Annotated in this window: 11 protein-coding genes; 3 read left to right on the top strand and 8 right to left on the bottom strand. The window is 62.2% G+C overall.

The window, feature by feature from the left end; translation table 11 throughout:
- Positions 1-261: 261 nt before the first annotated feature.
- From H7007_RS01050 to H7007_RS01040, 3 genes are all read left to right on the top strand, one after another.
- Positions 262-1,020: a slipin family protein gene (locus H7007_RS01050; RefSeq protein WP_287152631.1), complete on the top strand. Its 759-nt coding sequence runs from the start codon at positions 262-264 to the stop codon at positions 1,018-1,020.
- 124 nt (positions 1,021-1,144) lie between these two features.
- Entirely contained in the window at positions 1,145-2,230 is a 1,086-nt protein-coding gene (locus H7007_RS01045) for a Gfo/Idh/MocA family protein (protein ID WP_287152630.1), read from the top strand.
- 266 nt (positions 2,231-2,496) lie between these two features.
- Positions 2,497-2,940 carry a DMT family transporter gene (locus H7007_RS01040; protein ID WP_287152629.1) on the top strand — a complete coding sequence of 148 codons (444 nt, stop codon included), beginning with the start codon at positions 2,497-2,499 and terminating at the stop codon, positions 2,938-2,940.
- Positions 2,941-2,952: 12 nt separating this feature from the next.
- Here H7007_RS01040 and H7007_RS01035 read toward each other — a convergent pair whose 3' ends face one another.
- From H7007_RS01035 to purL, 8 genes are all read right to left on the bottom strand, one after another.
- The gene (locus H7007_RS01035; protein ID WP_287152628.1) at positions 2,953-3,480 is read right to left on the bottom strand and encodes a hypothetical protein; all 528 of its coding nucleotides are present in this window, start codon (positions 3,478-3,480) and stop codon (positions 2,953-2,955) included.
- A gap of 648 nt (positions 3,481-4,128) precedes the next feature.
- Positions 4,129-5,355, bottom strand: a complete 1,227-nt coding sequence (locus H7007_RS01030) for a lactate racemase domain-containing protein (protein ID WP_287152627.1) — start codon at positions 5,353-5,355, stop codon at positions 4,129-4,131.
- Between the two features lie 223 nt (positions 5,356-5,578).
- Positions 5,579-5,890, bottom strand: coding sequence for an NADPH-dependent FMN reductase family protein (locus tag H7007_RS01025; RefSeq protein ID WP_287152626.1), 312 nt, complete (start codon positions 5,888-5,890; stop codon positions 5,579-5,581).
- A gap of 146 nt (positions 5,891-6,036) precedes the next feature.
- The gene (gene purH, locus H7007_RS01020) at positions 6,037-7,587 is read right to left on the bottom strand and encodes a bifunctional phosphoribosylaminoimidazolecarboxamide formyltransferase/IMP cyclohydrolase (RefSeq protein ID WP_287152625.1); all 1,551 of its coding nucleotides are present in this window, start codon (positions 7,585-7,587) and stop codon (positions 6,037-6,039) included.
- 277 nt (positions 7,588-7,864) lie between these two features.
- Positions 7,865-8,488 carry a phosphoribosylglycinamide formyltransferase gene (purN, locus tag H7007_RS01015; RefSeq protein WP_287152624.1) on the bottom strand — a complete coding sequence of 208 codons (624 nt, stop codon included), beginning with the start codon at positions 8,486-8,488 and terminating at the stop codon, positions 7,865-7,867.
- A 166-nt stretch (positions 8,489-8,654) separates the two neighbouring features.
- Positions 8,655-9,734, bottom strand: a complete 1,080-nt coding sequence (gene purM, locus H7007_RS01010) for a phosphoribosylformylglycinamidine cyclo-ligase (protein WP_350340597.1) — start codon at positions 9,732-9,734, stop codon at positions 8,655-8,657.
- Positions 9,735-10,194: 460 nt separating this feature from the next.
- Positions 10,195-11,598: an amidophosphoribosyltransferase gene (gene purF, locus H7007_RS01005; RefSeq protein ID WP_287152622.1), complete on the bottom strand. Its 1,404-nt coding sequence runs from the start codon at positions 11,596-11,598 to the stop codon at positions 10,195-10,197.
- Positions 11,599-11,952: 354 nt separating this feature from the next.
- Positions 11,953-14,142: a phosphoribosylformylglycinamidine synthase subunit PurL gene (purL, locus tag H7007_RS01000; RefSeq protein WP_287152621.1), complete on the bottom strand. Its 2,190-nt coding sequence runs from the start codon at positions 14,140-14,142 to the stop codon at positions 11,953-11,955.
- Position 14,143: the final 1 nt, after the last annotated feature.

The raw sequence follows: 14,143 nt of genomic DNA, 5'->3' as shown, positions 1-14,143 counted from the left end.
TGCCCAGGCACTTGAACGTCCGCCAGAATCTCTTCCGGCATCAAAGGGATGAGGGAACGGGTAGAGTTCGCCTGGATACAGGTTCTCGACCGCACGGGACAGCGAACCTATCTTGAGGGCTCCCCAAACTTTGCCGGGCTCCAGAAGGAGAACACGCGGGCCTCGCCACTTAGCCATACTTCGCTCTAAAAGGGTATTCATGGCCATGAGGAGAAAGTTTTGCTGAGTGTTGCCTGTCAAACAACCCAAGGAGGTATGGCAATGAACGCCTCTGTTTCTGCAATCGTGCCCGTCGTCGCCTTCCTGACCTTATATATCCTCTCGGGGATCCGGGTCATCAACGAGTACGAGAGGGGGGTCAAGTTCACTTTCGGAAAGTTCAGCAAGGTATGCAACCCTGGCTGGCGGCTGGCCCTCCCCATTTTCCAGCGCATGGTCAAGGTGGATATGCGGGTCACGGTGATGGATGTCCCCTCCCAGGTGGCCATAACCAAGGACAACGTGTCCACGACGATAAACGCCGTCCTCTACTTCCGCGTCTTCGACGCGGCCAAAGCGGTCATAGAGGTAAGCGATTACTTCAACGCTATCTCACAACTTGCTCAAACCACCATGAGGAACACGGTGGGCGAGGTGAGCCTCAACGAGCTCCTGCAGGAAAGGGAGCGTGTGGCCATGCGCATCCAGAGCATTGTGGACAAGGAGACCGACCCCTGGGGCATAAAAGTAACCGCCGTGGAGCTCAAAGACATAGAGCTCCCGGGGAACCTGCAGCGAGCCCTGGCCCGCGCTGCCGAGGCGGAGAGGGAGAAGGATGCGGTGATCATCAAGGCGGAGGGCGACCGTATCGCCGCTGAGAACATCGCTCAGGCCGCCGAGATCATCGCCCGCTCTCACGGTGGCCTGTTCCTGCGCACCCTCTCCACGCTGACCGACCTCTCCTCGGACCAGAGCAACACCATCGTCTTCCTCCTGCCCATTGAGATCTTCAAGGCCCTGGAAAAATATGTTAAGAGTTGACGGAGAAGGCTTTCCGCCTTCAGGACAAGTTTCACGAGGCCAATACCCTGACGGCGCATAAATGACCGTAAGCAGCGGAAGCAGCACGTATGGCGCGAGGCACGAGCTTCCCAACGGGAGGGAGGTGAAGGCCGTGAAGGGCAAGCCCACGGGCGTGGGGATCATCGGGTGCGGAAGGATATTCGACCTACACATGCTGGGCTACGAGGGGCGGGAGGACGCGGTCGTCCTCGCCGCCGCGGACATCTCGGAGGACAAGCTGCGCCAGCGTCTGGCAACATATTCCATTCCAAAAGGATATCCGGACTACCGCCGGCTCTTGGAGGACCCGGATATCGACCTGGTGGAGATCCTCACTCCCCATCACTTGCACCGGGAGATGGCCATCGCGGCGGCCCGGGCAGGCAAACATGTCTCCCTCCAGAAACCACCCGCGCTGAGTCTCGCGGAGGTGGACGAGATCGCCTCCGCGGCGGAGGAGTCGGGCGTCGTGCTCCGGGTGTACGAGAACTTCGTCTTCTATCCGCCGGTGATGAAGGCCAGGGAGCTCATTGAGGGCGGAGCCATAGGAGAACCGCTCAACATCCGCATGCGAACCTTGTCCGGGGCCGCCGCCGGGGGGTGGGAGGTCCCCCTCGAATCGTGGGCCTGGCGGGTCGACAAACGGACCTGCGGCGGAGGTCCCTTCGTCTTCGACGACGGGTACCATAAGTTTTCCATGGCCCTTTACCTCCTCGGTGAGGTGGAGAAGGTGTACGCCTGGATGGAAGAGCTCCCCCTCGGGGAAGGACGGTGCGTGGACGCGCCCAGCATCTGTATCTGGAAATACCGCGACCGCAAGATCTTCGGAAGCATTGACTTCACCTGGGCCTACGACCTGTACATCAGGTCGGACTATTACGCGGCCGACGACCGGGTGGAGGTGACCGGGACGCGGGGTGTCATATGGATAACCCGCGGTCACGGGAATATGCTTGCCATCCCGCCCCTGCTCCTTTACCGCGACGGGGAGCTGACCGCGTATTCCTCCCTGGAAGCGGACTGGGGGGCCAGCTTCCGCGACTGCACCCGGCACATGCTGGACTGTCTGCGCGAGGGAAAAACCCCGCGTCTTACGCCACGCGAGGGAAGGGAGGTGCTGCGGTTCGCCCTTGCCGCCATAACCTCGGCACGTGAGGGGCGGGAGGTATATCTGGAGGAGCTGGGATGAAAGATTACCGCCAGCGGTAAGGGGAGGGTGAGTCTCGGCTTCTCTGAGGACAGGGAAACTTATCCGAGATTCCAAAGATGGAAGTGTCGCCGCCGGTAAGGGGAAATGGCCAGGGAGCAAGCGGCGCCCGCGGAAAGAGGCTGGGTTGCTCGGTTCACTATGAGATGCTCGTCCCTAAACGAGAAGGTGGGATTCCTGCTCCCGAGGCCTGATGAGCACAGGCAACGGCATTTCTTGTACTGGAGGTAGGAAGAAAAGGGGGGGTAATGAACAAGATCCTCTATTACCTCTTGGCTTTCGTGGTGGGCCTGATCATAGCGGTTCACCTGGCCATGAACGCTGACGTGGGCCAGAAGATAGAGAACGCCCGTGCCGCCAACGCGGTCTTCTGGGTAATCGGTGCACTGGTGGCGGTGATCATCTGGCTGGCCAGCCCCGGCCGCTCCGCCATCACCCGCATCACGGACGTCAACCCTTTCCTCTTCCTCGCCGGGGCCATGGGGGCAGCGCTGGTTCTGGCCATCGCCGTCATCATCCCGCGTATAGGCGCCGGCGCCACCAACGTGCTGCAGCTCACGGGTCAGGTCACGGCCGGATTGCTGATAAGCCATTTCGCCCTCTGGAGCTCACCGCACTCATCCGTCAACCCTCTCAAGCTCCTCGGCGTAGCCGTGATGATCGGAGGAGCTTGCCTTGCGGTGATGTCGTAGGGCGGCCACCTTTTAGAGAATTGCGGCGCTCATCCGGTACTGGAAATCCGCCGCTCGTATGAGGAGATAGTAAGCCACGTGAAGGAGAAAATCCGCCGGTTCGGTGGAGCTCATCAACCCCACCAGGCGTATGTGCGCCGTGAGGATGGTCTGCATCATGATACACACCAGGGCCAGAGAGATGAGGAGGAAGGGCCGTCCGGCCACGCCTCTTCCTATGGTTATGGCCATGAAGGCCACCAGGCACAAGGCAGCCGCCTGGACCACCAGGGCGAAGATGTCCGATATCCTCACCCCCAGAGATACGTCGCTTCCCGCCATGGGCACCACGAGAACCGCAAGCGTCACCCCGATGAAGAAAAGAAGGGATGGCAGGAGGACGGTGACCGCCTCGCGCGTGAAAGCGAAACCCTGCTTTCTGAACTCCACGTAAAGAATCCCTATCACCACCAGCACGGGAATGAAGACCAGGATGAACAGGATGAAGATGAGATCCTGAGATATGACCTCCTTGCCGGCGAAGGCGTTGACCGTTTCCATGACCACAGGAACCACGTTTATGGCCAGCGCCCCGGTTATCCAGGACCAAAGGCGGTCGGGAAGAGTGCCCCTGTCCAGCTTGGGAAATCACACGTTCAGACGTTCTGCCGGCACAAATGAACGAGCTTGCAATATTTTCGGGAGACGCCCGTATTTACTTCAGCATAGCCGGCAAATCCGGTTGCGAATCCGCGTTGAAGGAATAAAGAGCCGGAGGCTTTCTCTCGGTGACGGTATGCCTGTTCGCATCTCCGGGTGGCATCACGGGGTGAAGGACTTCAAAGAGCCGAAGGCCTTCTACGGAGGTGGGCTCTCCCGACGCAGTAGATTCACAGGCTATATTCAGCCTCGCGAAAGGAGAGGCCGCTATCCCGCACATAACGCGCGCTCTCGATCTTAACCCCTTGCAACCTGAAACTCCTTCCCCGCCGCAGATCAGCTTAATGGCCTCTCGCTCTCCGCCTGCCGGTTATCACCGGGCCAAGAAAGGCCCTTTCGCGCCCCAAGCGGATACGCAGGTCACCAGGCGTCGCCCCCACGGCTCTCCCTTACATCCGTCTTTCGGCCGGCTCACCAGGAACTCTCCGAAGCTAGACGGGCAGCGGGCGCAGACAAGAAGGGGCGCAGAGAGGCGATCTCGCCCGTCTCTCACCTGAAGAACTGCATGGTCCCGTCGGGGATGACCGCTACCGAAGCCTGTTCCGGGTATTCCCGCTCCAGTATATCGAGGGTCTCCTCCCAGTCGCGGGTCATGGTGACCGCCTCGATGGGAGCGAAGAGGTCGCACATGGTCCGGTCGGGATAGGCAGTGCAGATTATTATCTTTAGGCCCGGCGGGGGTGGGCCCATCCGCATGTAGAACTCCCCGCCGTATTCCTTCCCGAAACTGCGGATGAGGTAGTGACAGACCTGGCCCTCCGGCGCGTTGACCACCAGCACCACGGTCCCGCGCTGGAGGTTCACGGTCATCATGGACATGAGCATGCAGATGGCCATCTCGTTGTACTTGGCGTAGGCGTTGGCCACCACGATGTCCTTGCCGGGGGAGGCAGGGGTCCCGTAATGCTCCCTGGCCGCCTCGATCCCCGCCGCGTACTCCTCCACGGGATCCCCCACGAAGAGGTCGGTGATCTCTCCGCGGGCGTTGATGAGGGCGTCCACTTTGACCTGCAGGCCGGACATGCGCACCACGTGCTTTATCTCCTCGTACATCACGTTGCCCTCCGTACGGCCCAGGCCCATGGTCTCTGGTCCCCGCCGAGAAACTTCACCGTGCCAGGCCTTGATGGTCTGCACGCCGCTGATGCCCGGCAGGATTATCTTCCCTCCGCCCCCGAAGCCCACGTGCGGGTGGGGCGTGATGCACCCTATCCCTATTCGGAGGTCGCAGTACAGGAACTCGCGGTTTATGTACACCGGGACTCCGCCGGGGCTCTCCCCCAGATAAACGCAGTTCTCGTAGGGGTTGTGGTTGTAGATGGGAAATCTTTCCACCACATCCGGCCCCAGCTTCTTGCGGAAGTCTATGTTGTTCATGGCCCCGTGCATGCCCAGGGCGGGGATGAAGCGTATATTGGAGTCGGGTATCCCCGCTTTCTCGAGAGGGCGCAGGACCCAGGGGAGGACGCGGCTTACGGGAGTGGGACGGGTGATGTCGTCGAAGACGATGGCCACCTCTTTGGCGTCCGCGGCCAGTTCCTCCAGTGGAGGACACCCGATGGGGTCGCGAAAGGCGCTTTCCATACCGGCGTCGTCCAGGGGGGGTTTGCCGAAGCCGGGTGGCTCCAGGACTTCCACCTCCCAGCGGTCGGGAAAGTAAACCTTAAAGGGCTGGTTACCGTACCACAACAGGTTGGGAAGGCTTACCTCGAGCATCCCGTCCTCCTTTGTCGCCGGCCGTAGCCGCCGTCATCCCCAGCGTGGCCTTTGCTTTCTGCGCGGAAACCCTTCTCTCCCCCTACCTTCCCCCAGCGCCCGGCACTATAATAGAGTGCCTTGTGGCCCCGGCCATTGGATGCCGACCTTCAGTGCTTTACTCATGCCGCTTCGGCGACCCCCGCAGAACTCCCATAAGGAGGGAACCGGCGGCGAAGACCTGTCAACTCCAGGAGCCGGGGTGCTTACCGGAGGCCCCGGGAAGTTGGTCCACGAACTTCAGCTTCTCCCTTTGCATGCGGTGGTAATCATGGATGATGGACCCCAGCACCACGAATATCCCGCCCACCACGAAGCCGATGAGCAGGTAGGAAGTGTAAGCGGCGGGTTTGGTGCGACGGTATTCCTCGGCTATCTGTTCGTTGCCGTGGGCCACCGTCTTGTCCCGGTTGGCTATCCCCCAGAAAACAGCGGCCAGGAGGAAGATGAGTGCCGCCAGGACCACTATTCGCACTGCCAGATAGAACCTGTTCATAGACACAATCATATAGCACCTGAGCTCACTGAGGAACGCCGGAAAGGAAAGATATCATGCCCGGGCGACGCGGCATCCGAAAGGTCGCATGGGGGAATGGGCCTCGGAGTCGGTTACCGGGGGTACGAGCCCTTTCGTTCCCTCGCTCAATGCCGGAAGTGACGCCTGCCGGTGAGCACCATCACCAGCCCTCTCCTCTTCACTTCCTCGAAGACCTCCTGGTCGCGAAGCGAGCCTCCCGGCTGGATGAAGGCTTCCACCCCCGCCTCCGCGGCCAGGATGACCGAGTCCGGAAAGGGAAAGAAGGCATCCGAGGCCAGAACCGAGCCGCGTGCCCGGTCACCCGCCTTCATGAGCGCCACGCGCGTAGCGTCAACCCTGCTCATTTGTCCCGTGCCGATTCCCACCGTAGCGCGGTCCCGGGCCAGGACGATGGCGTTGGAGCGCACGTGTTTGGCCACCTTCCAGGCGAAGATAAGATCCTCCCACTGCTCCTCGGTGGGTACGCGGTCTCCCACCAGGAGCATCTCCTCCCGGACATCTTCGTCCCGATCGTAATCCTGGACCAGGAGCCCCCCCTCCACCCTTTTGACGTCCTTGAGCAATAGGTGAGCATTCCTCTCCAGGGGAAGCTGGAGGAGCCTGATGTCCTCCTTTCCCCGCAGGACGGCAAGTGAGGCCTCGGGGAAGGCAGGTGCGATGACCGCTTCCACGAAGGTCTCGTTGACCTGCGCCGCCGTCTCCTCGTCCACGGGACGGTTGAAGGCGATGACGCTTCCGAAGGCGCTCACCGGGTCGCACTGATAAGCCCTGCGGTAAGCTTCGGACAGCTTCTCCGCCAGCGCCACCCCGCAGGGGTTGTTGTGCTTGACGATCACCGCCGCCGGGAGCTCGAACTCCTTCACCAGGGCCCAGGCAGAGTCAAGGTCCAGCACGTTGTTGAACGACAGTTCCTTCCCGTGCAGCTGTTCGGCGAAGACCAGGGAGGTCGAAGGGGCCCCGATCTCCTGGTAGAGGGCAGCCCTCTGGTGAGGGTTCTCCCCGTACCGGAGGTCGGCCTTCTTCTTGAAGGCCATGTTCAGGGTGGCCGGGAACTCATCAAAAGCCCGGGAGAGGTAGGCGTAGATGGCGGAATCGTAATCCGCGGTATGGCGGAAGGCCTCCGCGGCCAGAGCACGGCGGGTCTCCAGGGAGATGGCTCCTCCGTTGCGGCGCATCTCCAGAAGGAGGGATGAGTACCGCTTGGGGTTGGTGACCACGGCCACATTGGCGAAGTTCTTCGCCGCCGCCCGGATGAGGGTGACTCCCCCGATGTCTATCTGTTCCACCGCCTCTTCGAGGGTGGTCTCCGGCCGGGCGATGGTCTCCGCGAAGGGATAGAGGTTGACCACCACCAGGTCTATGGGTTTGATGCCCATCTCCTCCATCTCCCGCAGGTGCCCGGGGTCGTCGCGGCGGGCCAAGAGCGCGGCGTGGATATTGGGGTGTAGGGTCTTCACCCTCCCCCCGAGCATCTCCGGGAAACCGGTGACCTCTGAGATGGGGACGACCTCTATACCTTCCTCTCGCAGCCTGGCCTCCGTTCCTCCCGTGGATATGATCTCCACCCCCATATCCCTCAGCTCCCTGGCCAGCCCCACGATGCCGGCTTTATTAGAGACGCTTATCAGTGCCCTGCGCACGGGTTCCACGCTCATCCCTCCTTACCCAAGCCCCAATGGGTCCTTCGGCCTACATAAAGTACCCACGAGCACACCATAGATACTCCGGAAAAACCAGTTTATCCAAGCCCCAAAGGGCCCATAGACCTCCACCACCCCGATGCTCTATCGGAAAACGCCGCACTGCTCTCCATCCCACAAGGAGCGGGTCTTGCTCCGCCGGAAAGTTTCAGCAGCGCGGCCAAGCCGACCCGCCGGTTTTCATTAGCATTTCGATCCTCAACCACCAAGGCCTTCAAGCGGTTCAATCCGTTCAATCCTCCCGTTCGTCCAGAATCACCACACGCCTGCCTTCCACCTTCAGGCGCCCCTGGCAGAATAGACGGATGGCCTCCGGGTAAAGGCGGTATTCCACCTCGTGTATCCTCTGGTGCAGGCTTTCCACGTCGTCCCCCGGAAGCACGGGAATCGCCTCCTGGAGGATAATGGGGCCGGTGTCCAGGCCCTCGTCAACGAAATGGACGGTCACCCCGGTCACCTTTACCCCGTAGGCCAGAGCATCGGCCACCCCGGAGGTGCCGGGGAACGAGGGGAGGAGGGCCGGGTGGATGTTCAGGATGCGGTTGCGGAAGGCCTCCACGAACTCAGGGCTCACCAGCCGCATGTAGCCGGCCAGGACCACAAGATCCACGCTATTCTCACGCAGGATGCGGATGAGCTCCCGGTCGTAGGAAACACGGTCGGGAAAGGACTGGGGGTCCACGAAGACGGCGTGCAGCCCGTGATTCCTGGCCCGCACCAGCCCGTAGGCGTCCTCGCGGTCGCTGATGACCACGGTGATGCGGGCGGGAATGCGTCCCTCCTCGATGTTTATAGCAATGTTTTCCAGGTTGGTCCCGCTTCCGGAGATGAGCACCCCAAGACGGCAGACCTCCATCTCTTCAGACCTCCCGGTATTCGATACCCCACCGCATCCTTCAAGCGTCCGTCAAGCATGATCAAAGCCACCGAGGAGCGCCCTGCCGGTTTCCGGGCGCGGGCCGGCCTCTCATCCATGGTCTTCGGCCCGGCCCGCGCGGCCCTCGGAACGCCGTCCCTGCGACTCAGCAGGTGAGACAGATGCCTCCTGTGCCTTCGCGAATCTCCCCTATGCGGAAGGCACGGTATTGTGAGAGGCCCAGCAGGTGGACGGCCTGGCGGTAATCGTTCAGGTCCACCACCAGCACCATGCCTATTCCCATGTTGAAGGTGCGGTACATCTCAACCTCCTCCAGGTCACCCATCCTGCGGATGATGTTGAAGATGCTGTGCGGGTGCCAGGAGGCCACGTCGATGACCGCATCCACGTTGCGAGGAAGGATACGGGGCACGTTCTCGATGAGGCCTCCCCCGGTGATGTGGGCAATGCCCTTGACCTCCACCTCGCGCAACACCCTGAGGATGCCCGGGGCGTATATCTCGGTGGGGGTCAGCAACTCCTCCCCCAGGGTGGAGGAGAGCCCACGCAGGCGGTCACCCGGGTCGAAGTCGTTTAGTTCGAAGAATATCTTGCGTGCCAAGGAATAACCGTTGGCGTGGAGCCCGGAGCTGCGCAAGCCGATGATGACGTCTCCAGGGACGATGCGTGAACCGTCGATGATGCGCTTCCTGTCAACCACCCCGACCACGAAGCCGGCCAGGTCGTATTCGTCCTCCTCCAGGATACCCGGATGCTCCGCGGTCTCCCCGCCGATCAACGCGCACCCCGCCCGGCGGCACCCACGGGCGATGCCGGAGACTATCTGCCTCACCTTCTCCGGGATCACCTTCCCCATGGCCAGGTAATCGAGCATGAAGAGGGGTTCCGCCCCGCAGGTGACTATGTCGTCCACGCACATGGCCACCAGGTCCATCCCGATGGTGTCATGGCGGTCCATCATCTGGGCCACCTTTACCTTTGTCCCCACCCCGTCCACCGAGGAGACCAGGACCGGCTCCTCCAGCCCCTCGAAGCGGGCTCCGAACAGGGCCCCGAATCCACCGAGGTCGGAGAGGACCTCCGGCCGCAAGGTGGAGGACACCTCGTCGGCAATGAGCTCCACAGCCCTCTTCCCGGCCTCGATGTCCACCCCCGCCTCCCGGTAAGTCAGGGGGGAGCAGGAGGCCTCCCTCGATTCCTCCGCCTTTCTCTCCTCGCCGGTCATATCTTCTTCTGCCATTTTCATCCAACTCCATCAAACAAGAGCGTACCCACGTCCAAGATCGCGCCTATATGATACGGCACACCAGGCGATTACCTCTTTTCCCGTCCGATACCGCGAACGACCTTAATCCTTTGCCTCTCTCCATTCCCTACACCTTCGCCCCCGCACCGCCGTCCTGCTCCCGCCGCGTGTTCGCCGACGTTTTTCGCCGCTCAACGGTATCGTAGAACTGAAGCCGGCGACCACGGCCTTCACGCAAGTTCATATGTCTCGCAGTGGCATCCTCGTCCATTCCCCAAGAGCATCCTCTTCCGTTTCCACAAGATAAGGCCATCTCAAGACCTGATATATAATCTCCGTCCCCTGTGGCTCTCCACCCCCTTGTCGCGCTTCCCCTTTCCGCAACGAGCTCCAACACCATCACGATCGCTGTTAGGAGCCCGGCCAGGATGAGCGTTTCTCATACCGCCTCCAGGCGGCACTTGGCCATGCGCATCTCGTCGGGGACGGGGATGGGGTACTCCCCGTCGAAGCAGGCGGTGCAGAACTCTTCCTTGGGCCTCCCCGTGGCCCGCACGAGGTTTTCCATGCTCAGGTAATGCAGGGTGTCCGCCCCGATGAAGCGGCGTATCTCGTCCACGCTGCGCGAGGAGGCTATGAGTTCCTGGCGCGTGGCGGTGTCGATGCCGTAGAAGCAGGGGTTCTTGTCCGGCGGGGAGCTTATGCGCATGTGCACCTCCCGGGCACCCGCGTCCCGCAGCATCTTGACGATCTCCTTGGTGGTGTTTCCACGGACGATGGAATCGTCCACCACCACCAGCCGCTTACCACGGATATCCCTCACCAGGGGGTTGAGCTTGAGGCGCACCCCCAGCTGGCGGATGGCTTGGGTCGGCTGGATGAAGGTCCGTCCCACGTAGCGGTTCTTGATGAGCCCCTCCCCAAAGGGGATGCCCGAGGCCTGGGAGAATCCGATGGCCGCCGGCACCCCGGTATCCGGGATGGGCATGACCACGTCGGCATCCACCGGCGCCTCGTCGGCCAGGCTCATCCCCATGTGCTTCCGCGCATGGTAGAGGTAGGTGTCGTACATCACCGAGTCTGGGCGCGCGAAATAGATGAACTCGAAGATGCACAGGGAGGGCCGCCGCACCTCGGAAAAGCGCTCGAAGCGGAGGCCGGTATGGTCGATGACCGCCATCTCCCCCGGCTCTATCTCCCTTATATACTCGGCCCCGATGATGTCCAGCCCGCAGGACTCGCTGGAAACGGCGAAGCCGTCCCGGTATCGCCCCACGCACAGGGGGCGGATGCCGTGGGGGTCCCGTAGGCCGATGAGCTTGGTCTCCGTGAGTATGGCCAGGCTGTAGGCCCCGCTCAGGCGGGGCATGACCTCCCTGACGGCCTCCTCTATATCCTCCGCCGGATGCCGGGCCAGGAGCAGGGCTATGACCTCGGTGTCGGAGGTGGTATGGAAGCGCACCCCCTGCTCCCGGAGCTCCTCACGCAATTCGTCGGTGTTCACCAGGTTTCCGTTATGGGCCACGTACACGGAACCTCGCGGCCCGTTGACATGGATAGGCTGAGAGTTCTCCCAGAAGGAGGAACCGGTGGTGGAATAACGGACGTGACCAATCGCCATGTAGCCACGCAGATTGAGGAGGTCCCTCTCGCTGAAGACCTGGGACACCATGCCCATGTCCTTGAGCATCATCGTCTCCCGACCGTCGGACACGGCGATGCCTGCGCTCTCCTGGCCCCGGTGCTGGAGGGCATAAAGGGCGTAGTAGGTCAACTTGGCCACGTCGTCCTCGCGGGTTAAGATCCCGAAAACGCCGCAGTGGTCGTGGATCTCGAGGCTCATGTCCGCAACGTCACCTCTTTCCTATGGGGCGTGCACTCCCCACACAACAAGTTTAATACATTTATCGCACGCGGCCATTGATTCCTGCCGGATGGGAAAACTTCCCTCAAGCGGGTATCGACCAGGCAGGCTCGACCTTCCGGCGTACATGGGAACCTGGATGAAGGCCGTTTTTTCGCGCTCTCGACCGCCTTCTATAAGGGCATCCGATGATCTCTCCCGCGCGTCCGCCACCTCGGGTCCTTACACAGAAAAGCCCCCTTAGATCCCCACCGCCTCCGCCTGCGCCGCTTCCGCTCCGGCTTTCCCAGCACACCCTCTCCTTGCTTTATAACCACTGGGGCCCTTTTCGGGTCACTCCTCACCGCTCAACAGCCTCTCCAGGGCCTCCCCCCTTGCCCTGGACATGTCGGCCAAAGGGAGGTCCACCCAGTCGTTGATCAACAGGCGATCGCCTTTCGTCCTTCCCAGTACCTGGAAGGGAACCTGCCGTCCTTCCACCAGGGAACGCAGGGAATCCAGGTCCTCCTCACCCACGGTGACCACGAAGCGTGACTGGCTCTCGCTGAACAGCCAGGCGTGGGGAGGCAAATCCGTCTCCACGCGCAGGTCGGCCCCCACTCCGCCGGCGCAACAGCACTCGAGGAGGGCCAGGGCCACACCACCCTCCGAGCAGTCGTGGGCGGAGCGTACCATGCCGCGACGAATGGCCTCGATACAGGTGGTCTGTACCCTCTTTTCGAGGTCCAGGTCCAGGCGGGGAGGGCACCCGGCCACCAGCCCGTGGACCAGCCGAAGATATTCGGAACCGCCCAGTTCCTCATCCGTCATGCCCAGGAGGACCACCAGCAGCCCCTCGCCGGGGAAACCCATGGTGCGCCGGTGGGCCAGGTTGCCGATGAGCCCCACCATGCCCACTATGGGCGTGGGATAGATGGCCTTCCCGAAGGACTCGTTGTAGAAGCTCACGTTGCCGCTCACTACGGGCAGCTCCAGGAAACGCGCCGCGTCGGCCAGACCGCGCACCGATTCCCTGAATTGCCAGAAAATGTCAGGTCTTTCCGGGCTCCCGAAGTTCAGGCAGTTGGTCAGGGCCATGGGCACGCCTCCTGAGGCCACCACGTTGCGTGCCGCCTCGGCCACGGCGATCTGAGTGCCCAGGTAAGGATCCAGGTAGACATACCGTGAGTTCCCGTCGCAGGATACGGCCAGGGCCTTGCTCGTCCCTTTGACCCGCAGTACGGCGGCGTCGGAACCGGGATAGACGACGGTGTTGAGTTGGACCATATGATCGTACTGCTCGTAGACCCACCTCCGGTCGCAGAGGTTGGGGCTCCCGGCCAGCCGGAGGATGACAGCCCCGTAATCCGAGGGATGTTCCAGGGAGGAGAGGTCCAGCTTGCGGACCTCGTCCAGGTAAGCGGGCCTCTCAGAGGGGCGGTCGTAAACCGGCCCGCTGGCCAGGGATGTGGCGGGCACGTCGGCCACTTTCTCCCCATGCCAGAAGACCTCCAGCCGGTCACCCTCGATGACCTCCCCTATTACCACGGCGTTGAGGTCCCACTTGGCGCAGACCTCCATCACCTGGTCGAGTTTTGAGGGCTCTACCACGGCCAGCATCCGCTCCTGGGACTCGGAGATCATTATCTCGAAGGGCTCCATGTCCTCGCGCAAGGGCACTCTCTCCAGCCAAACCCTCATCCCCACGCCTCCCCGGGCGGCCGTCTCCGAGCAGGCACAGGAGAGCCCCGCGGCTCCCAGGTCCTGGAGCCCCACCAGGAGGCCCCGCTCCAGGAGTTCCAGGCAGGCCTCTATGAGCAGTTTCTCGGTGAAGGGGTCCCCCACCTGCACACTGGGCCGTTTCTCCTGGCTGGTCTCGTCGAACTCCTGCGAGGCGAGGATGGAAGCGCCCCCGATGCCGTCCCTGCCGGTGCGGTTCCCGATGAGCACCACCGCGTTGCCCACTCCGGAGGCCACGCCCCGGATGAGTCTCTCTTTGGGCATGATTCCGATGCACATCACGTTTACCAACGGGTTCTCGTCATAGCAGGGGTCGAAGTAGATGTCCCCGCCCACGGTGGGGATACCCAGGCAGTTGCCGTACCCGGCGATGCCAGCCACCACACCGCCCAGGAGGTAGCGCGTCCGCGGTTTGGCGGGGTCCCCGAAGCGCAGGGGATCAAGGCAGGCGATGGGCCGGGCCCCCATGGTGAAGATGTCCCGCACGATGCCTCCTATGCCGGTGGCCGCCCCCTGGTAGGGCTCCACCGCACTGGGGTGGTTGTGGGACTCCATCTTGAAGGCCACTGCCAGGCCCCCGCCGATGTCGATGACCCCCGCGTTCTCCCCCGGCCCCTGCAGGACATACGATGCCCGGGTCGGAAGTTGGGAAAGCACCATCTTGGAGCTCTTGTAGGAACAGTGCTCGCTCCACATGAGGGAGTACATGCCCAGCTCCACCTTGTTGGGCTCCCGCCCCAGAAGGCGCACTATGTCCCGGTACTCGTCCGCCGTCAGCCCCAATTCCTCATAAAGTTCCGCCATG

The sequence above is a fragment of the Candidatus Solincola tengchongensis genome (assembly GCF_015711935.1).
Taxonomy (GTDB): domain Bacteria; phylum Actinomycetota; class Geothermincolia; order Geothermincolales; family RBG-13-55-18; genus Solincola_A; species Solincola_A tengchongensis.
The sequence above is the reverse complement of the archived record's forward strand: the minus strand, read 5'-3'. Positions and strand labels throughout refer to the sequence as shown.